Source organism: Arsenicicoccus sp. UBA6765, from assembly GCF_002453335.1.
Taxonomy (GTDB): Bacteria; Actinomycetota; Actinomycetes; order Actinomycetales; family Dermatophilaceae; genus Arsenicicoccus; species Arsenicicoccus bolidensis.
In genome coordinates, this window is the sequence record NZ_DKGR01000057.1 from 33414 (window position 1) to 55057 (window position 21644).

Consider the following 21644-nt stretch of genomic DNA (forward strand, 5'->3'; position numbering starts at 1 on the left):
TCAGGCCTTGACGACGATGACCGGCTTGCGGGCCGGGTCCAGCCACCGCACGGTGGCGGTGAGCTCGGACATGCTGTCGATGCCGACGCAGCCGCCGGTGTAGGACCGCGCGTAGTGCAGGAAGATCCCGGCCCCGGAGTGGGCTCCGGACCGGTTGGGCGTCGTGTAGTTGTAGCGGATCACGACGGCCTGGCGGTAGAGCCCGCTGTCGACGTAGGACTGCAGCCGCTCGGACGAGCGCGCCACGGAGGCGGGCACCGAGCAGGACTCGCGCCAGCGGTTGTAGTCGCGTTGGCCGGGGTGCTGGATCCACCAGCTGCAGCGCGTGACGCGGCGATAGGGCATGCGGGTGCCGGGGTTGCCGACGCCGAACGCATGCACCAGCGAGAAGGTGCCGGCGGGGGTCGTGCTGGTGCCCTGGCGGCGCTGCGCGCTCGGGACGACACCGCCGCGGCCGAAGACCGCCGCAGCGTTGGCGTTGACGCGGATCCAGCGAGAGCCGTTCCAGGAGTAGCGGGCCCAGGTGCCCTTGGTGCCGCTGGTGCGGTCGGCGACCATCACCTGCGTGGACTGCAGCTGGCTCACGGACGTGCCGGGGGCATAGATCGGGCGGGGCGCTGCGGCGGCGGTGACGGTGGCGGGGGAGGCGGGCCCGACCGCGGCGGCGGTCGCCAGGGCGGCGAGGGCGGTGAGGAGGCGGCGGGGGCGGGGGCGTCTGATCACGCCGCCACTATGCCCCAAAAATCACTAAGAGTGAGTATTGGTGACGGAATGTCATGCAATGGTCTACGTGCGTTCAGGTCACAGCTGTGCCGCGTAGGTGTCGTAGTCACGTCGGTACTGCTCGTACGCCTCGCGGTAGCGGGCCCAGGCGGCGTCGTACTCGGCCTGCTCGCGACGGTGGCCCTCCCGGGCTCGCGCCTCGGCCGCGAAGGCGGCCTCGAGATCCTCGCAGCTGAGCCGGTAGCCGTAGCGCGGGTTGTCGCCGCCGTGGCAGCGAGCCCAGGCGGAGGCTCCGGCCTCGACGACGCGGGCGAAGTAGGGCCCGGAGCTCCACGCGCCTCGGCTGCCCCCGGTCGCCCGGGCCAGCGCGTCGCCGCAGGCCCAGGTGTCGCACCGCTGACGGAGCTCCTGGTGGCCGCGCTCGTGCATCGCGACGAGGTAGGTGTCGGTGCTGCTCAGGCCCCGCTGCACGTGGACGACCTGCTGCTCGTCCGTCAGGCCGACGGTCGACTCGCCGTCGCCCACGCTCTGGGCCCGCAGCGACGGGTCGCCGGCGTCGGCGCACCGGGCGGCCGTGCCGTTGACGACGCGGACGACCTGGTCGCAGGACCATCCCTCAACGGCTGTACGGGCCGGTATGGCGGGGATGGCCGGCAGCGGCGCGGGCGGCCGGGGCGGCGAGTGCAGGGGCGTCGGCCGCGGGAGGGTCGGCGGACGAGGGGCGGCGGGGGCCGTGATCGTGGCGCTCGGGGACACCCTGGTGGGCTGGCGGCCGACGGGGGCGCGGGCCGCCTGAGCAGGCACGACGGAGGCGGTAGCGGGCGTGTCGCCGGTCGAGGTGGCCGGACCGGCGGACGACGAGCAGCCGGCGACCATCGCGGCGCAGAGCAGCAGTGCCACGACGGGGGTGACGAGCCGTGCGTCAGCGCGCGAGGAGAGGGGGCGGAGCGCGGCGGTGATCGGGCGGGGCGCGGCGCCGCGCTGGGACGAGGGTGACGTGCGCGTGACCATCCGTCCCTCCGGGCTGTCGGACCTGCTGACCCGGTCAATTCTGATTGCGGAGAATAGTCAAGCGTCACCATATGGCGGACCATCACCCGTTCGGGCGGGCCGTCGTCGGCGTCCCCGCACCGAGCTGCCCGGGGCTGCCCGGACCGTGCTGGTCGCCACCAGCACCTCCGCCGAGGGGCACCAGCGTCCTTCCACCCGGAGGCGCGGGCGGCATAGGGTCGAGCCATGTCGACCACCGACCCGCGCCGACGGGTTCCGAGGACCGATGCGGTGCTGGCCGATCCGCTCCTCGCCGACCTGGAGTCCACCGTCGGGCGGGATCGCGTCCGCGAGGCGGTCCGCGAGGGTCAGGAGCAGGTGCGACGCGGTGACCTCCCGCCGGAGCTCCTCGTGACGTCGGTCGCCGACGAGCTGCGGCGGCGCTCCCGGCATCCCGAGGTCCTCAACGCGACCGGGGTCGTCCTGCACACCAACCTCGGCCGGGCCCAGCTGGCCCCCGCGGCGGTGGAGGCGCTCGTCGCCTCCGCCGGGTGCACGGACGTCGAGCTCGACCTCGCGACCGGGGTGCGGGCACGACGTGGCCGGCGCACCCTCGACGCCCTCGCCCGAGCGGTGCCCGCCGCAGGTGGCGCCCTGGTGGTCAACAACGGCGCCGCCGCCCTGAGCCTCGTGCTCACCTCTCTCGCCCAGGGCCGCGAGGTGCTCGTCAGCCGGGGCGAGATGGTCGAGATCGGCGACGGCTTCCGGCTGCCCGACCTGATCGAGTCGACCGGCGTGCGCCTGCGGGAGGTGGGGACCACCAACCGCACACGGCTCGCGGACTACACCGACGCGGTGACGGAGCGGACGGCAGCGATCCTCAAGGTGCACCCCAGCAACTTCCGGGTCGAGGGCTTCACCAGCGAGGCGACGGTGGCCGAGCTCGCCGGGCTGTCCCACGAGCGGGAGCTGCCGCTCGTGGTGGACATCGGCAGCGGCCTCCTGCGGCCCGACCCCGTGCTGCCCGGCGAGCCCGACGCTGCCACGACCCTCGCTGCCGGCGCCACCCTGGTGACGTGCAGCGGCGACAAGCTCCTCGGCGGCCCCCAGGCCGGCATCGTCCTCGGGGCGGCCGACGCCGTCGAACGCGTGCGTCGCCACCCGCTGCAGCGAGCGTTCCGGGCCGACAAGCTCACACTGGCCGCGCTGGCCGCCACCCTCGAGGCCCCCACGACGCCGACTCACGACGCGGTCCACGTCTCGTCCAGCGAGCTCCAGGCGCGCGCGGAGGCCCTCGGTGAGCGGCTGGGCGCACCCGTCGTGCCCTCGCTCGGGAGGGTCGGCGGGGGATCGGCGCCCGGGCTGGACCTGCCCGGGTGGGCGGTCGCCCTGCCCGAGCCGTATGCCGAGCGCCTGCGCCTCGGCTCGCCCGCCGTGGTCGGGCGGGTCGAGGGCAGACGCACGCTGCTCGACGTGCGCTGCCTGCCGCAGGCCCGGCTCGACGACGTGGTGGAGGCGGTGCTCGCGGTGCGGGAGCAGCTGGCCGAGCCCGAGGGGGCGAGCGGCGCATGATGCACATCGTCGCCACCGCCGGCCACGTCGACCACGGCAAGTCCCGGCTCGTGCGGCGCCTCACGGGCATGGAGCCCGACCGCTGGGCCGAGGAGCGACGCCGGGGCATGACGATCGACCTCGGATTCGCCTGGACGGCGCTCGACTCGGGGGAGCGCGTCGCGTTCGTCGACGTGCCCGGGCACGAGCGCTTCATCGGCAACATGCTCGCCGGCCTCGGACCGGCTCCCGCCGTGCTCGTCGTCGTCGCGGCCGACGAGGGCTGGCGCGAGCAGAGCGAGGAGCACCTCGAGGCGGTCGATGCCCTCGGGCTGCGCCACGGGGTCCTCGTGGTGACCCGCAGCGATCTTGCCGACCCCGCCCCGGCCCTCGCGCAGGCGCGCGAGCGCGTGGCCCGGTCCAGCCTGGGGGAGTGCGAGGCGCTGGCGGTGTCCGCCGAGACCGGCGAGGGCATCGACGAGCTCCGTTCCGCCCTGCGGCGACTCGTGGCGCGGTTGCCCGAGCCCGACCACGGCGCCCGGGTGCGGCTGTGGATCGATCGGTCGTTCACGATCCCCGGCGCGGGGACGGTGGTCACCGGCACGCTGGGCGAGGGGTCGTTGTGCGTCGGTGACGCCCTCGAGCTCGGCCGTCGCCCCGTGCGGGTGCGCGGTCTGCAGTCGCTCGGGCAGGACTACGACGCCGTCCCTGCGCGGGCCCGGGTCGCGGTCAACCTGCGCTCCACCCCGGCCGACGAGGTGGGCCGCGGCGAGGTGCTCGTGACGCCCCACGCCTGGCACTGGACCCGCGAGGTCGATGCGGCCCTGCACGGCTGCGTGGCCGCCGACCTGCCGGGCGAGCTGACCGTCCACATCGGCTCGGGCTCCTGGACGGCGCGGGTCCGGCCCCTCGGCGAGCAGTTCGTCCGGCTGCGGACCCCGGAGCCGCTCCCGCTGCAGGCAGGCGACCGGTTCATCCTGCGCGACCCGGGGCGACGGACCATGCTGGCCGGCGCCACCGTCCTCGACGTCGACCCGCCCGAGCTGCAGCGCCGGGGCGCCGCGGCCCGGCGCGCGGGCGCGCTCGCCGAGGTGGCGTCCTCCGACATGCTGGACCCGGCGACCTCGTCGGCCGGCGCGGGGTCGTCGGGCGGCCCGGGATCGCTGGGCTCACAGAGCTCCCTGGGATCACAGGGCTCCCAGAGGTCCCAGGGTCCTCTGGGGCCGACGAGGGTCGACGTCGCCCGCGAGGTGGAGCGTCGCGGGGCCATGCGCCCGCGCGACCTCGCCGTCCTCGGCGTCCGGCCCCAGGACCTCCTCGCGGACTTCCCCGGCGTGCGCCACGTCGGGGAGTGGCTCGTCGCGGAGTCCGCCTGGCAGCAGTGGCGGTCCGAGCTGCTCATGGCCGTGGACCGGCGCATCCAGGACGTCCCCATGGATCCCTGGCTCCGCCTCGAGGAGGCTCGCCGCATCGCCGGGATGCCCGACGTGGCCACGGTGACCCCCGTCGCCCGCGACGCCGGCCTGGAGGTCGGGCAGGGCAAGGTCTCCCGGCCCGGGGTGCGCCCCAGCCTGGGGGCCGCCGAGGCGGGGCTGCAGGCGCTCGAGCAGCAGCTCGCCGCCAACCCCTTCGCCGCACCGGAGCGCGGCCAGCTCGACCTGTGGGGTCTCGGCGCTCGCGAGCTCGCCGCCGCGGAGGCCGCGGGCCGCCTCGTGCGGCTGGTCGACGACATCGTCCTGCTGCCCCGCGGTCCCGCCCTCGCGATGCGCGAGCTGTCGGCCCTGGAGCAGCCGTTCACCACCAGCGCCGCGCGACAGGCCCTCGGCACGACGCGGCGGGTCGTCATACCTCTGCTGGAGCACCTGGACGCGCGCGGGTGGACCCGCCGGGTCGACCCGACCCACCGCGAGGTCGCGCGCTGAGGACCGCCACGGTGGCCGCGCCCGTCGCCGGTCGTCAGATCGTGAGACGACGTTTTGCGGGTTGAGATGGATCCCTAGCCTCGGGCGTATGACGAGCCAGCCCGCGACCGCGCCCACCAGCCTCGACCTCGCCGTCGTCGGGGGTGACGGCATCGGCCCCGAGGTCGTCGCCGAGGGCCTGCGCGTGCTGCGGGCCGTGACCGAGGCCGACGGGGTCGAGGTGCGCACGACCGACTACGACCTGGGGGCGAAGCGCTGGCACGCGACCGGCGAGACGCTCACCGACGCCGACCTGGACGCGCTGCGCGGCCACGGCGCGATCCTGCTCGGCGCCATCGGTGACCCCAGCGTGCCGTCCGGCGTGCTCGAGCGAGGCGTGCTGCTGCCGCTGCGCTTCGCCCTGGACCACTGCGTCAACCTGCGACCCTCGACGCTCTATCCCGGGGCGCAGAGCCCGCTCGACCTGGCCCGCGTCGCTCCTGACGGTTTCGACTTCGTCGTGGTGCGCGAGGGGACCGAGGGGCCGTACGTCGGCAACGGCGGCGCCCTGCGCGTCGGCACGCCGCACGAGATCGCCACCGAGGTCAGCGTCAACACGGCCTTCGGCGTGGAGCGGGTCGTGCGCGACGCCTTCGCCCGGGCGCAGGCCCGCCCCCGCAAGAAGCTCACGCTCGTCCACAAGCACAACGTGCTCGTCCACGCCGGTCATCTGTGGCGCCGGACCGTCGAGGCGGTGGCGCCGGAGTTCCCCGAGGTGTCGGTGGACTACCTGCACGTCGACGCGGCCACGATCTTCCTGACCACCGACCCCGCGCGCTTCGACGTCATCGTGACGGACAACCTCTTCGGCGACATCCTGACCGACCTCGCGGCGGCGGTGTCCGGCGGGATCGGGCTCGCGGCCAGCGGCAACATCGACCCCTCCCGCACCAACCCCTCGATGTTCGAGCCCGTGCACGGCTCGGCGCCCGACATCGCCGGCCAGGGCAAGGCCGACCCCACCGCCGCGATCCTCTCGGTCGCGCTGCTGCTGCGGCACGTGGGCCTGGTCCCGGCCGCCGAGCGCGTCGAGGCCGCGGTGCTGGCGGACCTCACGGAGCGTGGCTCCGCCCAGCGCTCCACCCCTCGGTCCACCCAGGAGGTCGGCGAGGCCATCGCCGCCCGCCTCTGACCTACCTCAGGTCGTCACGTCCGCCCAGGTTGGCACGCCAGGCCGATGTGTCGAACCGCGGTCGATCCCGGCCCCGGAGGGCGCGGTAGCCTTCGAGGCGAAACCCCGTGCGACAAGGAGCACCCCATGACGACGCCGTCCCTGTCCTTCCCGCTGGAGCGCACCACCACCCCGGTGCCCGACGCCGAGCGCGAGCAGATCCTCGCCAACCCCGGCTTCGGCAAGACCTTCACCGACCACATGGCCGTCGCCACGTGGACCGCCGACGCCGGGTGGCACGGCGACGCGATCCGCCCCTACGGCCCCTTCCAGCTGGACCCCGCCGCCGCCGTCCTGCACTACGCGCAGGAGGTGTTCGAGGGGCTCAAGGCCTTCCGTCACGCCGACGGATCGGTCTGGTGCTTCCGCCCGGAGGCCAACGCCGCCCGGATGCAGCGCAGCGCGCGTCGGCTCGCCCTGCCCGAGCTGGCCACCGAGGACTTCCTCGAGTCGATCAAGGCCCTCGTGGCCGCCGACGACGCCTGGGTCCCCGCGGCCGGCGCCGGCGAGACCTCGCTCTACCTGCGGCCGTTCATGTTCGCCTCCGAGGCCTTCCTCGGCGTGCGGCCGGCCAAGGAGGTCACGTATGCCGTGATCGCCTCCCCGGCCGGCGCGTACTTCTCCGGCGGGCTGGAGCCCGTCACGCTGTGGATCTCCACCGACTACGCCCGCGCGGGCGCCGGCGGCACCGGCGCCGCCAAGTGCGGCGGCAACTACGCCTCCAGCCTCGCCGGCCAGCTCGAGGGCATCGAGAACGGGTGCGACCAGGCGGTGTTCCTCGACTCGGCGACGCACGAGCACATCGAGGAGCTGGGCGGCATGAACCTCTTCCTCGTCTACAAGGACGGGCGCCTCGTGACCCCCGAGCTCACCGGCTCGATCCTCGAGGGCGTCACCCGCAGCTCCATCCTGCAGATCGCCGGCGAGCTGGGCCTCACGCCCGAGGAGCGCCGCATCCCGATCCAGGAGTGGAAGGACGCCGCCGCGTCCGGCGAGCTGGCCGAGGTCTTCGCCTGTGGCACGGCCGCCGTCATCACCCCCGTCGGCGAGCTGCGCTGGGAGGGCGGCTCGGTCAACCACCGCACCGAGGCCACCGACGACAAGATCGCCCTGTCGATCCGCAACCAGCTCCTCGACATCCAGTACGGCCGGGCCGAGGACACCCACGGCTGGATGACCCGGCTCGTCTGACCTCGCCACGTCCCACCCACCAACCCGCCCACATCCCCAGATCGTGAGGGTTTGGTCCACCTTTCGTGGAGCAGCCCCTCACGATCGTGGTGGGGAGAGGGTCGAGGACGGAGCCAAGGACAGGGGCGGGGACAGCGTGGCCGGTCTGGTAACAAAGGTTTAACACCAGACCATTGACGAAGGTTTCACCCGTACGGTTCACTGGCTGGATCGTCCTCGTGCAGCCCGCGCGCGAGGCCGCACCCAGGAGGTGCCCCATGGGCCCACGCCGGTTCCTGTCCCGCGCCGACGAGCAGGACTACAGCCACGAGGACGCCGCGCAGCTCGCCGAGCTCGGCTACAAGCAAGAGCTCAACCGCACCATGTCCGGGTTCAGCAACTTCGCCGTGTCCTTCTCGATCATCTCGATCCTGTCGGGCTGCATCACGTCCTACGGCATCGCGATGAATGCCGGTGGCCCCGCGGCGATCTCGCTGGGATGGCCGCTGGTCGGCGTCTTCGTCCTGTGCGTCGCGTTGGCCATGGCCGAGGTCTGCTCGGTCTACCCGACGGCCGGCGGCCTCTACTTCTGGGCCGGTCGGCTCGCGCGCTCGCACAAGCGCGAGTGGGCCTGGGTCGTGGGCTGGTTCAACTTCCTCGGCGAGGTCGCCGTGACCGCCGCCGTCGACTTCGGCGCCGCGACCACCTGGATGGCCTTCCTGGACCTGACGATCGGCGTCGACGTCACCCCGCAGACCACCTTCGCGTGCTTCTGCGTCATCCTGCTGATGCACGGTCTGCTCAACGCCTTCGGGGTCAACCTGGTCCGGCTGCTGTCCGCCGTCTCGGCGTGGTGGCACCTCGCGGGCGCGGCCGTCATCGTCGTGGTGCTCGCGCTCGTCCCCGACCGGCACCAGTCGCCCGGCTGGACGCTGACGCACTTCGTCAACAACACCGGGTGGACGAGCTCCATCTACGTCTTCCTCATCGGTCTGCTGATGGCCCAATACACCTTCACCGGGTTCGACGCGTCGGCGCACGTGGCGGAGGAGACCCGCAACGCGTCGGTCAACGCGCCCAAGGGGATCGTCAACTCCGTGCTCGTGTCGCTCGTGGCGGGCTGGATCCTGCTGCTGGCGGTGACCTCGGCGATCCAGGACTACGACGGGGCCCTGGCCAGCGACATCGGCCTGCCACCCGCCCAGATCTTCATCGATGCGACCGGCCAGGGCCTCGGCCTGACCCTCGTGCTGATCTGCGCCGTCGCGCAGTTCTTCTGCGGTATGGCGTGCGTGACCTCCTCCTCGCGCATGTCCTTCGCCTTCAGCCGCGACAACGCCCTGCCCGGCTCTCGCTGGTGGTCCAAGGTCAACCCGCGGACCGGCACGCCGACCAACTCGATCTGGCTGGTGACCGTGCTCGCGATCGTCCTCGCCAGCCCCTCGCTCGTGTCGCAGACGGCCTACCTCGCGGTCACGTCCATCGCCGTGATCGGCCTCTACATCGCCTACGTCACGCCCGTCCTGCTGCGCCGCATCAACCCGGACTTCGTCCCCGGCCGGTGGAACCTCGGCCGCTGGAGCGCCCCCATCGGCTGGATCGCCGTGGTGTGGGTGGGGTTCATCGTCGTCCTCTTCATGCTGCCGCCGGCTGCGCCCGTCACGATCGAGACCTTCAACTACGCGCCGGTCGCCGTCGCGGTCGTCCTCGTCTTCGCCGGGGCGACCTGGATCTTCGGCGGGCGCAAGCACTTCATGGTCGAGGACCCCGGCCACCACGACACCGTCGAGCCCGCGGACCTGTTCCGATGAGCCCGACGCCCGACCAGGTCCGCGACCCGGCCCAGACCGCGACCCGGCCCGCGCGCATGTCGGCCCAGGACCTCGTCCCCGAGGTCGTCCTGCGTCCGGTCCGCGAGGGCCAGGCCTACGAGGCCACCCTCGAGCAGCTCGCCACCGCCGTCCGCCTCGGTGTCCTGCCGACCGGCTCCCAGCTGCCGCCCGAGCGGGAGCTCGCCACCCGGCTCGGCGTGTCCCGGGTGACGCTGCGGGAGGCCATCGCCACGCTGCGGGACCTCGGGATGGTCGAGACGAGGCGCGGCCGCGCCGGCGGGAGCTTCGTGACCTACGACTGGGCCGCCCGCGAGGCGGAGACGGGCGACGCCGCCGCGACGACCGAGGCCGAGCTCGAGGACGTCCTCGGGTTCCGCCGCGTGGTCGAGCCCGGCACGGCCTACCTCGCGGCGTCCCGCGCCCTGCCCGCCACCGACCGCGGCTGGCTCAAGGAGTGCCTGCGCGACGTGTCCGACGCCAGCCGCCGGGACGCCGCCGAGCACCGGCAGGCCGACTCGCGGCTGCACCTCGCGATCGCCGGCCTCTCGGGCAGCCCGTCGCTCGTGGAGGCGGTCAGCCGGTCGCAGTCCGCGCTGCACCAGCTCCTGGCCGCCATACCGGTCCTGCCACGCAACATCGAGCACTCCAACGCCGACCACGAGGCCGTCGTGGACGCGATCCTGTCCGGCGAGCCCGAGGACGCCCGAGAGCTCGCCGAGGAGCACTGCGACAAGACGGCGGCGCTCCTGCGCGGCCTGCTCGCCCACCCGACCACGCACCCCGGAGGTACCCCGTGAGAGCACCGACCCTGACCCTGGAGCAGCTGCGGCAGGAGTGCGAGGACGGCACGGTCGACACCATCGTCGTCGCCTTCCCCGACATGCAGGGCAGGCTGCTGGGCAAGCGCCTGCACCCGCAGTTCTTCCTCGACCACGTCCTCGAGGACGGGACCGAGGGGTGCAACTACCTGCTCGCCCTGGACGTCGAGATGAACACCGTCGACGGCTATGCCATCAGCTCGTGGGAGAAGGGCTACGGGGACATGAGGTTCGACCTCGACCTCGCCAGCCTGCGACGCACCCCGGGCTGCCCGGGGTCGGCGACGATCCTGTGCGACCTGTCCTGGCTTGACGGCACCGGGCTGGTCCGTCAGGCACCCCGCACGGTGCTGCGCGGGCAGCAGGACGCTGCCGCCGAGCTGGGCTACCGGTCCTTCGCCGGGACCGAGCTGGAGTTCATCGTCTTCGAGGACACCTACGAGCAGGCCTGGGACGCGCGCTACCAGGGGCTGACGCCGGCCAACCGCTACAACGTGGACTACTCCATCCTCGGGGGAGCCAAGGTCGAGCCGCTGCTGCGGGACATCCGCAACGCGATGTACGCCAGCGGGGCGATCGTCGAGAGCGCCAAGGGGGAGTGCAACCTCGGGCAGCACGAGATCGTGTTCCGCTACGAGGAGGTCCACCGGACCTGCGACACGCACACCGTCTACAAGACCGCGGCCAAGGAGATCGCCGGCCGGCACGGCCAGTCGCTCACCTTCATGGCCAAGTATGACGAGCGCGAGGGCAGCTCCTGCCACATCCACATGTCCCTGCAGGACGAGGACGGACGCAACGTCTTCGCCGACGAGTCACGCGACGGCGGGCGCAGCGAGGTGTTCGAGCACTTCATGGCCGGAGTCCTCGCCACGATGGCCGACCTGACGGTGCTCTACGCACCGAACATCAACTCCTACAAGCGGTTCGCCGAGGGGTCCTTCGCGCCGACCGCGATCGCCTGGGGCACCGACAACCGCACCTGCGCCCTGCGTGTGGTGGGGCACGGCGCGGGCATCCGCGTCGAGAACCGCGTGCCGGGCGGTGACGTCAACCCCTACCTCGCCACGGCCGCCATGCTGGCCGGTGGGTTGCACGGCATCCGCGAGCAGCTCGAGCTGCCACCGGCGCTCGAGGGCAACGCCTACACCTCCGACGCGGAGCACGTGCCCTCGACGCTGCAGCAGGCCAGGGACCGGTTCGACGCGTCGCCGCACGCCCGCCGGCTGCTCGGGGACGACGTGGTCGACCACTACGTCCACGCCGCCGACGTCGAGCTGGCCGCCTTCGGCGCGGCCGTGACGGACTGGGAACGCATCCGCGGATTCGAGAGGCTGTGACGTGACGACCCACGAGATCACCAACCCCGCCACCGGCGAGCCCCTGCGCACCGTCGAGCTGGTCGACGAGGAGGCGACCGACCAGGCCGTCGCGCGGGCCGTCGTCGCCCAACGTCGTTGGGCCGCACTGGCTCCCGCCGACCGCGGACGGCTGCTGCGGAGGTTCGCCGACGTGGTGGACGAGCACGTCGAGGAGCTCGCGCGGCTCGAGGTCGCAAACGCCGGGCACACGATCGGCAACGCGCGGTGGGAGGCCGGCAACGTCCGCGACGTCCTGCACTACTACTCCGCCGCTCCGGAGCGCCTGTGCGGCAGGCAGATTCCCGTGGCCGGAGGTCTGGACGTGACCTTCAAGGAGCCGCTGGGCGTGGTCGGGGTCATCGTGCCGTGGAACTTCCCGATGCCCATCGCGGGCTGGGGGTTCGCGCCGGCCCTCGCCGCCGGCAACGCCGTCGTCCTCAAGCCCGCCGAGCTGACGCCGCTCACGGCCGTCCGGATCGGCGAGCTCGCCCTGGAGGCAGGGCTGCCCGAGCACGTGCTCACGATCCTGCCCGGCAAGGGCTCGGTGGTGGGGGAGCGGTTCGTCACCCACGACGACGTCGCCAAGGTGTGCTTCACCGGGTCCACCGCCGTGGGGCAGCGGATCATGCGCGGCGCCGCCGACCGGATCAAGCGCATCACGCTCGAGCTCGGGGGCAAGTCCGCCAACGTCGTCTTCGCCGACGCCGACCTGGACCAGGCCGCCGCCAGCGCCCCCATGGGCGTCTTCGACAACGCCGGGCAGGACTGCTGCGCCCGCAGCCGGATCCTGGTGCAGCGCAGCGTCCTCGACGCGTTCATGGAGCGCTTCGAGCCGGCGGTCAAGGACGTCGTCGTGGCCGACCCGGGCGACGAGGCCACCCAGATGGGACCGCTCGTCAGCGCCGAGCACCGCGACCGCGTCGCGGCCTACGTCGAGGGCGCGGACGTCGACGTGGCGTTCCGCGGATCGAGGCCCGACGGCGGTGGCCACTGGTACGCCCCCACCGTGGTGCTGCCCCGGTCGACCGAGGACGCCGTCTGGCAGGACGAGATCTTCGGACCCGTCGTGGCGGTGCTGCCCTTCGACGACGAGGCCGACGCGATCCGGATGGCCAACGACACGCACTACGGCCTGTCCGGCTCGATCTGGACCAGGGACGTGGGCCGGGCGCTGCGCGTGTCCCGCGCCGTCCAGGCCGGCAACCTGTCGGTCAACTCCCATGCCAGCGTGCGCTACTCGACGCCGTTCGGCGGCTTCAAGCGCTCCGGTCTCGGCCGCGAGCTCGGCCCGGACGCGCTGGACTCGTTCACCGACGTCAAGAACGTCTTCATCGCCGACGCGTGAGGCCGGCCCGCCACGGCATACGGCCTGCTCTGCTCTGCTCGCTCCCACCCGCCATCCTGCGGAACGACGAAAGGAACTGCCCACCATGGGTGCTCGACTCGAAGGAAAGGTCGCCGTGGTCACCGGTGGCTGCAGCGGCATCGGCCTGGCGACCGTGCGACGGTTCGCCGAGGAGGGGGCCCGGGTCGTGATCGGCGACCTCGACCGGACCAACGGCCCGCGCGTGGCCGAGGAGGTCGAGGGGCTCTTCGCCCCGTGCGACGTGACCGACGCCGCGCAGGTGGACGCGCTGTTCAAGGCCGCGTTCGACACCTACGGCTCGGTGGACGTGGCCTTCAACAACGCCGGGATCTCCCCGCCGGAGGACGACTCGATCCTCACGACCGACCTCGAGGCCTGGCGCAAGGTGCAGGAGGTCAACCTCACCAGCGTCTACCTGTGCTGCAAGGCGGCCCTGCCCTACATGCTCGAGCAGAAGCGCGGATCCATCATCAACACAGCGTCTTTCGTGGCCGTCATGGGCGCCGCCACCTCGCAGATCTCCTACACCGCCAGCAAGGGCGGGGTGCTGTCGATGTCGCGCGAGCTCGGCGTGCAGTTCGCCCGCGAGGGGGTGCGCGTCAACGCCCTGTGCCCCGGCCCGGTCAACACCCCGCTGCTGCAGGAGCTGTTCGCCGCGGACCCCGAGCGGGCCGCCCGCCGCCTCGTCCACGTGCCGATGGGGCGGTTCGCCGAGCCGGAGGAGCTCGCGAACGCCGTCGTGTTCCTGGCCAGCGACGAGTCGTCGTTCATCACGGCGGCGCAGTTCCTCGTCGACGGCGGCATCTCGGGCGCCTATGTCACGCCGCTCTGACCCCCCGGTCGTGGCCCTCACGACCTACGTCGAGGAGGTGTCGCGGACGCCGTGGGTCGACCAGCCCTCGGCGGTGCTGCCGCGCGACTACACCCTGGCCGTCGAGCGGGCGGGCGCCCTGCCCGTCCTGCTCGTGCCGCGGCTCGACGTGACGCCCGCCGTGGTCTCGGGCTGGCTGGACCGCGTGGACGCCCTGATCATCAGCGGCGGGGTCGACGTCGAGTCCAGCCGGTATGGCGCTCCACCGCACCCCTCGGTGCAGCAGGCCAGGCCGGACCGGGACGAGACCGAGCTGCTCCTCGTGGCCGAGGCACGGCGTCGGGGGATGCCGCTGCTCGGCATCTGCCGGGGCATGCAGGTCATGGCCGTCGAGACCGGCGGGACGCTGGAGCAGCACCTGCCCGACCGGGTCGGCCACGACGAGCACTCCCCAGCACCAGGGGTGTTCGGGACCCACGCGGTGTCGGTGCGGTCCGGGTCACGGGTGGCGGCGATCGTGGGGGAGCAGGTGGACGTGCCGACCTATCACCACCAGGCCGTGCTGACCCATCCCGGCTACGACGCGAGCGCCTGGACCGCGGACGGCACGCTCGAGGCGATGGAGGACCCGGACGCCGACTTCTGCCTCGCCGTGCAGTGGCACCCGGAGGCCGGCACCGACCCGTCGCTGTTCGAGGCCCTCGTGGCCGCGACCCGGTGAGACGACGAGACGGCGCAGCGGCATACGCCGTCATCATGGGGCGGACGACCGCCCCCGCCCGAGAGGACGAGCCATGGGAGACCGGCCCGCACTGCAGGTCTACGACACCACCCTGCGCGACGGCGCGCAGCAGGAGGGTCTGCACCTGACCGTCCAGGACAAGATCGCGATCGCGCGTCACCTGGACGAGCTGGGGGTGGGGTTCATCGAGGGCGGCTGGCCGGGCGCCAACCCCCGCGACACCGAGTTCTTCGCCGGGGCACGGGACCTGCGGCTGTCCAACGCCGTGCTCACGGCCTTCGGCGCGACGCGCAAGGCGGGTGGGCAAGCCCACAGCGACCCCCAGGTCCGGGCGCTGCTGGACTCCGGGGCGCCGGCCATCACCCTGGTCGCCAAGGCGCACACCCGGCACGTCGAGCAGGCGCTGCGCACCACGCTGCCGGAGAACCTCGCGATGATCCGCGACACGGTGACCTTCCTGGTGGGGGAGGGCCGGCGGGTGTTCCTGGACGCCGAGCACTTCTTCGACGGCTACGAGCTCGACCGTGACTACGCACTCGAGGCCGTCCGGGCGGCGGTCGAGTCGGGGGCCGAGGTCGTCGCCCTGTGCGACACCAACGGCGGCATGCTCCCCGCGCGGATCGCGGACGTCGTCGACGACGTCACGCGGTCCACCGGCGCCCCCCTCGGCATCCACTGCCACAACGACACCGGGTGCGCCGTGGCCAACTCCCTCGCCGCGGTCGACGCGGGCGTGGTGCAGGTGCAGGGCACCGTCAACGGGTACGGCGAGCGCACCGGCAACGCCGACCTGCTGACGATCATCAGCAACCTGCAGCTCAAGCTCGACCGGCCGGTGGTGGCCGACGCCCAGCTGGCCGCGGCCTCGCGGATCTCCCACTCCATCAGCGAGATCACCAACATCACGCCCTACGGTCGTCAGCCCTACGTCGGGTCCTCGGCGTTCGCGCACAAGGCCGGGCTGCACGCCTCGGCCCTCAAGGTCGACCCCGACCTCTACCAGCACGCCGACCCCTCCTCGGTGGGCAACCGGATGCGGACCCTGGTGTCCGACATGGCCGGTCGCGCGTCCATCGAGCTGCGCGCCCGCGAGCTCGGCCTGGACCTGTCCGGGCAGGGGGAGGTGCAGTCGCGGATCGTGGCCCTGGTCAAGGACCTCGAGCTGCGCGGCTGGACCTTCGACGCCGCCGACGCGTCCTTCGAGCTGCTGCTGCGCCGCGAGGTCACCGGCGAGCCGATCTCCTACTGCGACGTGGAGTCCTGGCGGGTCATCGCCGAGGCCCGCGGAGACGGGGGAGCCGTGTCGGAGGCCACGGTCAAGCTGCGTGCCGGCGGGCGCCGCCTCGTCGCCACCGGCGAGGGCAACGGTCCGGTCAACGCCCTCGACGAGGGCCTGCGCACCGCCCTCGCGGGTGTCTATCCCGAGATCGACGGCGTGGAGCTCGTGGACTACAAGGTCCGCATCCTCGACTCGGCGCACGGGTCCGACGCCGTGACGCGCGTGCTCATCGAGATGGCCGACGACAACCAGTCGTGGACGACCGTGGGCGTGGCCGCCAACATCGTCGAGGCGTCCTGGATGGCACTGCTCGACGGGCTGACCTATGGCCTGCACAGCGCGGGGATCCCCGTCCGCTGACGGTGTGCATCAGGGGTGATGCGCTCTATGATGCAGGTATGCGTACCACCGTCGACCTGCCTCCTGCGGTCCACCGCCAGGCCCGCGAGCTGGCGGCTCAGCGCGGCGCGTCCCTGTCGAGCGTCATCGCCGACCTCGCCGCCCGAGGGCTGGCCCAGCTCGACCGCCCGGTCGCCATCGCGACCGACGAGCGGACGGGACTGCCGGTGCTCTCGGTCGGTCGTCCCGTCACGTCTCGTGAGGTGGACGAGGCGCTGGACGAGGCGTGAGCACCTACCTGTTGGACGCGAACGTCCTCATCGCCCTCGTCCTCGCCGAGCACGAGCACCACGACCGAGCGGCTCGCTGGATCTCGGACGTGGAGGCGTTCGCGCTCTGCCCGGTGGTCCAGGGGTCACTGGTCCGCTTCCTCCTGCGGCTGGGGGAGACCGCCGGCACGGCGAGGTCCATCCTGGGCGGCGTCCAGGCCCATCCCTCCTGCGCATGGTGGCCGGACGACCTCTCCTACGCAGAGGTGGATCTGGCTGGGGTGCGGGGCCATCGACAGGTGACCGACGTCTATCTCGCCGGGCTGGCTGCCCGGCACGGCGGCCTGCTGGCCACGCTCGACCAGCCGCTCAGCGCCCTGCGGCCCCAGCAGGTCGTCCTGATCCCGTGACCGCCCCGCTCACCCGATCACCCGATCACTCCTGGGCAGGAGGGCGTCGCACGCGGCCATGAGCCGCTCGCGGACGGGCGCTGCGGCCTCGCTGACGGCGCGCTGCCGTCGCACGTGCTCGGCCTTGCCCTCGGCGGTCTCGATCGCGATGTTGGGGAGCCCCAGGGGCTCGGTGTCGTAGGGCGAGCTCATCATGTCGAGCAGCCTTGCCTCGCGGGCGATCTCGAAGCAGTCCAGCACCAGGCCGCCGGGGATGCCGGGCGCGAGCTTGAACGCCCAGCGATAGAGGTCCATCGCCCCGCCGTGCAGGCAGCCGGGCTGCTCGTGGTCCTGGATCGTCTCGCGCGTGGGACAGATCTCGTTGCGCCCCACCGCCTCTGGGGTGAAGAAGCGGTAGGCGTCGAAGTGCGAGCACCGGATCTCGTGGCTCTCGACGACCGCGTCGGTGCCGTCGCGCCCGAGCCGCAGGGGCAGCGACCGGTGCCGCACCTCGTCCTCCGGCAGGCGATAGACCATGGCCCACTCGTGCAGGCCGAAGCAGCCGAACCTCGCCTCTCGCCCGTGCGTCCGCGCCAGCAGGTCGCGGACGAATCTCACGGTGGCGCCGCGCTTCTCGACATACGAGCGCACGTCGAGCCGGGTGAGTCCCTCGGTGGTGAGGTATCCCGACCAGCCGGCGTGCTCGGGCGAGTCCTGCAGCGCCACACCGGGACCCGGGTGCCAGCGCGCGAGATGGCCTGGCCGGAAACCGTAGTACTCGAACAGGAAGTCCTCGACGGGGTGCTTCTCGCCCCGGGCGCGGCGGGCGAGGTGTGCCGCGGTGGCCGCCTCGGCCCGCTCCCGGTGGGCGGCCGCGAGCGGCTCCCACTGGGCCCGGGTCAGCAGGATCACCCGCAGATCCTAGGCGCCGGACGCGTCGGTGGGACAATGAGGGGATGGACCCGCAGCACGTCGAGACCATGGCCGAGAAGCGCATCCGGGAGGCCCAGGAGCGTGGGGAGTTCGACAACCTCCCCGGCGCGGGCAAGCCCCTGCCCAGCCTCGACCGCCCCTATCGCGAGGACTGGTGGATCAACGGACTGATCGAGCGCGAGCAGCTCGACATGACGGGTGCCATGAACCCGACCATGGCGCTGCGCAAGGAGGCTCACGAGATGGACGAGACCGTGCGCGACGTCGCGCGGGAGGAGTCGGTGCGGGCGATCGTGGAGGACTACAACCGGCGGGTCAAGCTCGACCGGCTGCGACCGGCGATCGGCAACCAGATGCCGCCCATCGCCAAGGTCCTGGACGTCGAGGAGGTCGTGGCCGTATGGCGGGAGCACCGCCGCTACGTGGAGGCCCAGGCACGGCTGCGGTCCGAGGCCGAGCGGCGGGAGCGGGAGCAGGCCGAGGCGGAGCGTCGGGCCGGCGTCTGGTGGCGCCGCCTCCTGCGTACCTGCCGGCGGTAGGTGTATCAGCCTGGGGGACGAAGGCCGGTCGATGCCTTCGCCGGGGGTAGGTTTGGCGGGTGCGTATCGCGAGATTCACCCTTGGAGAAGACCCGGCCTACGGCGTCGTCGAGCAGGAGGGTGACGACCTGGTCGTCGCCCAGATCGGCGGCGACCCCATCTACCAGCAGATCGCCTTCACGGGCCAGCGCTACCCGCTGGACGACGTGCGCCTGCTCTCGCCCGTCATCCCCCGCAGCAAGGTGATCGGGATCGGCCGCAACTACGCCGACCACGCCAAGGAGATGGGCAACGAGCTCCCCACGGAGCCACTGATGTTCATGGTGCCCAACACCGCGGTGTCCGGCCCCGGCGACCCCGTGCCGATGCTCGCCACCAGCAGCAACATCCACTACGAGGGCGAGCTCGCGGTGGTCATCGGCAAGATGGTCCGCGCCGTCGAGCCGGAGCTCGCCCTGGCGACCGTGTTCGGCTACACCTGCGCCAACGACGTCACCGCCCGCGACCTCCAGAGGTCCGACGGGCAGTGGTCGCGCGCCAAGGGTTTCGACGGCTCCAAGCCGCTCGGCCCGTGGATCGAGACGGACCTCGACCCGAGCAACCTGCGCGTGCAGACCCGCCTGGACGGCGAGACGGTGCAGGACGGCTCCACCAAGGACCTGATCTTCGACGTCGCCACGCTGATCTCCTACGTCTCCCAGTCGTTCACGCTCCTGCCGGGCGACGTGATCCTCACCGGCACGCCCGCCGGTGTCGGGCAGGTGCAGGAGGGCCAGCGCGTCGAGGTCGAGGTGGAGGGCATCGGCACCCTGTCCAACCCCTTCGTCCGCGCCCGCTGACCCCGACGCGCCACTCCGCAGCACCCGGCCCCGCCCCGCCCTGCAGGCCCCGCCCCGCCGGCCCCGCCCCGCCCGCACGTCATCGGTCACCAATGACGTGAGGGCGGCCCTTTTGAACGATCCACAGCGCCATTGGTGACCAATGGCGCGGATACCGAGGGCGCGCGAGCGCGAGGGGACGTTGCGGTGTGGGATGGGGTGGGGTGGTCAGAGGGTGGCGAGCCAGAGGCCGGCGAACGCCGCGAGGACCGAGCCCACCAGCATCCCGAGCGCGTGGCCGGCCCCCGCGCCGAGCCGTCCGTCGGACACCAGCCGCACCGTCTCCACGCTCGCCGTCGAGAAGGTCGTGTAGCCGCCGCACAGGCCTGTCCCCAGCACCAGACCCCACTCGGCCCCTAGCGCGTGCCGAGCGACGAGCCCGCTGACCAGGCCGAGCAGCAGCGAGCCCGTGACGTTGATCAGCAGGGTGCCGAGCGGGTATGCCGCACCCACCCGCTCGCGGACCACCCCGTCGACCACGAACCGCAGCGCGGCGCCGACACCGCCCGCGATCGCCACCGCAACGAGGACCAGCGCCGTCATGCCCCTCGCCGCCCGTGCGCCCTTGCCCCGCAACGGATCCCCGCGAGAGCCGCACCCGCGCCCAGCAGCACCGTGCCGAGGGCGTAGGCGAGCGCCATACCGGCTCGTCCCTCCTGCAGCAGGTGGGCGGTGTCCAGGGCGAGCGTCGAGTAGGTCGTGAAGCCCCCGAGCACGCCGGTCCCGACGAGCAGGCGACCGGCCCGCTGCCGGCCACGGTCCGGACCGCGCAGGGCCAGCCGCTCGAGGAGGAGGCCCAGGGCGAACGCCCCGGCCACGTTGATCGCGAGCACCGCCACGTCCACGTCGTCCACCCCCTGCGGTGGGGCGGCCAGCACCAGCCCCGCCCGCAACGCCGTCCCCACCGCTCCGCCGACGGCCACGAGCGCGACGTCATGGGGTCGCAGGCGCGGCTGAGGGACGGGGCGGGAGGGCGAGGGGGTCATCGCCGCCCATCATCGCGCACCCGGCGGCTCCCGATAGGCTGACCCCACCATGACTGACGCTGCTCTCACCCCCGCTCGCACCCGTGTCGCCCCGTCGCCCACCGGCGACCCGCACGTCGGGACCGCCTACATGGCGCTGTTCGACCTGGCCTGGGCCCGCAAGACCGGCGGCCGGTTCGTCCTGCGCATCGAGGACACCGACCAGGCCCGCTACGTCGAGGGCAGCGAGCAGCAGATCTTCGACACGCTGACCTGGCTGGGGCTGACCTACGACGAGGGCCCCGATGTCGGCGGCCCCTACGCGCCCTACCGGCAGAGCGAGCGGCTGGACACCTACAGGCCGTATGTCGAGCAGCTCGTCGCGGACGGCCACGCGTACTACTGCTGGTGCTCGACCGAGCGCCTGGCCGAGATGCGCGAGCTGCAGCAGAAGGCCAAGCTGCCCACCGGCTACGACCGGCTGTGCCACGGCAAGACCCGCGAGGAGCGCGCGGCGCTGCCGGGATTCACCGACCGGCCCGTCGTGCGCATGCTGATCCCCGAGGACGTCGAGACCCGCTTCGAGGACGTCATCCGCGGCTGGGTCAACGCGCCCACCCCGGACGACCAGGTCATCCTCAAGGCCGACGGCTTCCCGACCTATCACCTGGCCGTCGTGGTCGACGACCACCTCATGGGCATCACCACGGTCGTGCGCGGCGAGGAGTGGATCTCCTCGACCCCCAAGCACGTCCTGCTCCATCGCTGGCTCGGGTGGGAGGTGCCGCAGTTCGCGCACATGCCGCTGCTGCGCAACCCCGACAAGTCCAAGATCTCCAAGCGCAAGAACCCCGCCGCCCGCCTGACCTGGTTCCGCGAGGAGGGCTACCTCCCCGAGGCGCTGCTGAACTTCCTGCAGCTCGTGGGCTACCCGCCGGTGGCGGACGGCCAGGAGGTCAGCTCGTTCGACGAGTTCGTGGAGCGCTTCGAGTGGACCAAGGTCAACACGGTCGGCCCGATCTTCGACATGGACAAGCTCAACTGGCTCAACGGCCACTACATCCGTGCGCTGTCCCCGGAGGACCTCGCCGGCCGGATCGTCGCGCACCTCGTGCGGACGGGCGAGCTGCCGGGCGAGCCGACCCCTGCGCAGATGGACCTGGTCACCCAGGCCACCCCGCTGGTGCAGGAGCGCATGCAGCTGCTCAAGGAGGCCGGCCCCATGCTCGGCTTCCTCTTCGTCACCGACGAGGAGCTGACCTTCGACCCCGACTCGGTGGCCGCGCTCAAGGACGACGCCCCGCAGGTGCTCGACGCCTCGATCGCCGCGCTGGAGGGGCTGGAGGACTTCACCGCCGAGCCGATCCAGGCGGCCCTGCGCGCCGCGATCGTCGACGGGCTCGGCATCAAGCCCAAGTTCGCGTTCGCGCCCGCCCGGGTCGCGGTGACCGGTCGACGGGTCTCGCCGCCGTTGTTCGAGTCGATGGAGATCCTCGGTCGTGAGTCGACGCTGACGCGCCTGCGCCGGCTGCGCGCCACGCTGTGACCGCCGGTGCG

General features: G+C 72.6%; 21 protein-coding genes. 16 read left to right on the forward strand and 5 right to left on the reverse strand.

The window, feature by feature from the left end; genetic code table 11:
- Together B4K29_RS15150 and B4K29_RS15155 are read right to left on the reverse strand one after the other, a co-directional pair.
- Nucleotides 1–723 carry a hypothetical protein gene (locus B4K29_RS15150; RefSeq protein ID WP_286968008.1) on the reverse strand — a complete coding sequence of 241 codons (723 nt, stop codon included), beginning with the start codon at nt 721–723 and terminating at the stop codon, nt 1–3.
- 78 nt (nt 724–801) lie between these two features.
- Nucleotides 802–1734: a hypothetical protein gene (locus tag B4K29_RS15155; protein ID WP_286968010.1), complete on the reverse strand. Its 933-nt coding sequence runs from the start codon at nt 1732–1734 to the stop codon at nt 802–804.
- A 225-nt stretch (nt 1735–1959) separates the two neighbouring features.
- Here B4K29_RS15155 and selA point away from each other — a divergent pair, with 225 nt between their 5' ends.
- The 13 genes from selA to B4K29_RS15220 all read left to right on the forward strand — a co-directional run bounded on the left by selA (nt 1960) and on the right by B4K29_RS15220 (nt 16793).
- Nucleotides 1960–3285 (forward strand): L-seryl-tRNA(Sec) selenium transferase, encoded by a 1326-nt coding sequence (gene selA / locus B4K29_RS15160; RefSeq protein ID WP_286968012.1) that lies wholly within the window; start codon nt 1960–1962, stop codon nt 3283–3285.
- Entirely contained in the window at nt 3282–5186 is a 1905-nt protein-coding gene (gene selB / locus B4K29_RS15165) for a selenocysteine-specific translation elongation factor (RefSeq protein WP_286968014.1), read from the forward strand. The genes selA and selB overlap by 4 nt, the downstream gene beginning before the upstream one ends.
- Before the next feature lie 88 nt (nt 5187–5274).
- On the forward strand, nt 5275–6357 hold the full coding sequence (locus B4K29_RS15170; RefSeq protein WP_286968016.1) for a 3-isopropylmalate dehydrogenase: 1083 nt from the start codon (nt 5275–5277) through the stop codon (nt 6355–6357).
- A gap of 126 nt (nt 6358–6483) precedes the next feature.
- The gene (locus B4K29_RS15175; protein ID WP_286956414.1) at nt 6484–7587 is read left to right on the forward strand and encodes a branched-chain amino acid aminotransferase; all 1104 of its coding nucleotides are present in this window, start codon (nt 6484–6486) and stop codon (nt 7585–7587) included.
- 257 nt (nt 7588–7844) lie between these two features.
- Nucleotides 7845–9377 carry an amino acid permease gene (locus B4K29_RS15180; RefSeq protein ID WP_239265019.1) on the forward strand — a complete coding sequence of 511 codons (1533 nt, stop codon included), beginning with the start codon at nt 7845–7847 and terminating at the stop codon, nt 9375–9377.
- On the forward strand, nt 9374–10195 hold the full coding sequence (locus B4K29_RS15185) for a FadR/GntR family transcriptional regulator (protein ID WP_286968018.1): 822 nt from the start codon (nt 9374–9376) through the stop codon (nt 10193–10195). Before B4K29_RS15180 ends, B4K29_RS15185 begins: the two co-directional genes overlap by 4 nt.
- Nucleotides 10192–11556, forward strand: a complete 1365-nt coding sequence (locus B4K29_RS15190; RefSeq protein WP_239265015.1) for a glutamine synthetase family protein — start codon at nt 10192–10194, stop codon at nt 11554–11556. The genes B4K29_RS15185 and B4K29_RS15190 overlap by 4 nt, the downstream gene beginning before the upstream one ends.
- A gap of 1 nt (nt 11557) precedes the next feature.
- Nucleotides 11558–12922, forward strand: a complete 1365-nt coding sequence (locus B4K29_RS15195) for an aldehyde dehydrogenase family protein (protein ID WP_239265013.1) — start codon at nt 11558–11560, stop codon at nt 12920–12922.
- An 85-nt stretch (nt 12923–13007) separates the two neighbouring features.
- On the forward strand, nt 13008–13775 hold the full coding sequence (locus B4K29_RS15200) for a 3-oxoacyl-ACP reductase (RefSeq protein WP_019287817.1): 768 nt from the start codon (nt 13008–13010) through the stop codon (nt 13773–13775).
- Between the two features lie 10 nt (nt 13776–13785).
- The gene (locus B4K29_RS15205; RefSeq protein ID WP_239265009.1) at nt 13786–14475 is read left to right on the forward strand and encodes a gamma-glutamyl-gamma-aminobutyrate hydrolase family protein; all 690 of its coding nucleotides are present in this window, start codon (nt 13786–13788) and stop codon (nt 14473–14475) included.
- A 73-nt stretch (nt 14476–14548) separates the two neighbouring features.
- Nucleotides 14549–16135: a citramalate synthase gene (gene cimA / locus B4K29_RS15210; protein WP_019287815.1), complete on the forward strand. Its 1587-nt coding sequence runs from the start codon at nt 14549–14551 to the stop codon at nt 16133–16135.
- Between the two features lie 38 nt (nt 16136–16173).
- Nucleotides 16174–16404: a hypothetical protein gene (locus tag B4K29_RS15215; RefSeq protein WP_239265007.1), complete on the forward strand. Its 231-nt coding sequence runs from the start codon at nt 16174–16176 to the stop codon at nt 16402–16404.
- Nucleotides 16401–16793 carry a TA system VapC family ribonuclease toxin gene (locus B4K29_RS15220; RefSeq protein ID WP_286968023.1) on the forward strand — a complete coding sequence of 131 codons (393 nt, stop codon included), beginning with the start codon at nt 16401–16403 and terminating at the stop codon, nt 16791–16793. The genes B4K29_RS15215 and B4K29_RS15220 overlap by 4 nt, the downstream gene beginning before the upstream one ends.
- Before the next feature lie 9 nt (nt 16794–16802).
- Here the strand turns inward: B4K29_RS15220 and B4K29_RS15225 are convergent, their stop codons facing one another.
- Complete coding sequence (locus B4K29_RS15225; protein WP_313666725.1) at nt 16803–17684, reverse strand: 3-methyladenine DNA glycosylase; 882 nt, start codon at nt 17682–17684, stop codon at nt 16803–16805.
- Nucleotides 17685–17728: 44 nt separating this feature from the next.
- On the opposite strand from B4K29_RS15225, the gene B4K29_RS15230 reads away from it, so the two are divergent.
- Nucleotides 17729–18244 carry a DUF1992 domain-containing protein gene (locus B4K29_RS15230; RefSeq protein ID WP_286968025.1) on the forward strand — a complete coding sequence of 172 codons (516 nt, stop codon included), beginning with the start codon at nt 17729–17731 and terminating at the stop codon, nt 18242–18244.
- 59 nt (nt 18245–18303) lie between these two features.
- A complete protein-coding gene (locus B4K29_RS15235; RefSeq protein ID WP_286968027.1) occupies nt 18304–19083 on the forward strand; it encodes a fumarylacetoacetate hydrolase family protein in 780 nt (259 codons plus the stop codon).
- A 207-nt stretch (nt 19084–19290) separates the two neighbouring features.
- Here the strand turns inward: B4K29_RS15235 and crcB are convergent, their stop codons facing one another.
- Both crcB and B4K29_RS15245 read right to left on the reverse strand, forming a co-directional pair.
- Nucleotides 19291–19665 (reverse strand): fluoride efflux transporter CrcB, encoded by a 375-nt coding sequence (gene crcB / locus B4K29_RS15240; RefSeq protein WP_239264998.1) that lies wholly within the window; start codon nt 19663–19665, stop codon nt 19291–19293.
- A complete protein-coding gene (locus B4K29_RS15245; protein WP_239264996.1) occupies nt 19662–20108 on the reverse strand; it encodes a fluoride efflux transporter FluC in 447 nt (148 codons plus the stop codon). Before B4K29_RS15245 ends, crcB begins: the two co-directional genes overlap by 4 nt.
- 49 nt (nt 20109–20157) lie before the next feature.
- On the opposite strand from B4K29_RS15245, the gene gltX reads away from it, so the two are divergent.
- Nucleotides 20158–21633 carry a glutamate--tRNA ligase gene (gene gltX, locus B4K29_RS15250; protein ID WP_286968030.1) on the forward strand — a complete coding sequence of 492 codons (1476 nt, stop codon included), beginning with the start codon at nt 20158–20160 and terminating at the stop codon, nt 21631–21633.
- Nucleotides 21634–21644: the final 11 nt, after the last annotated feature.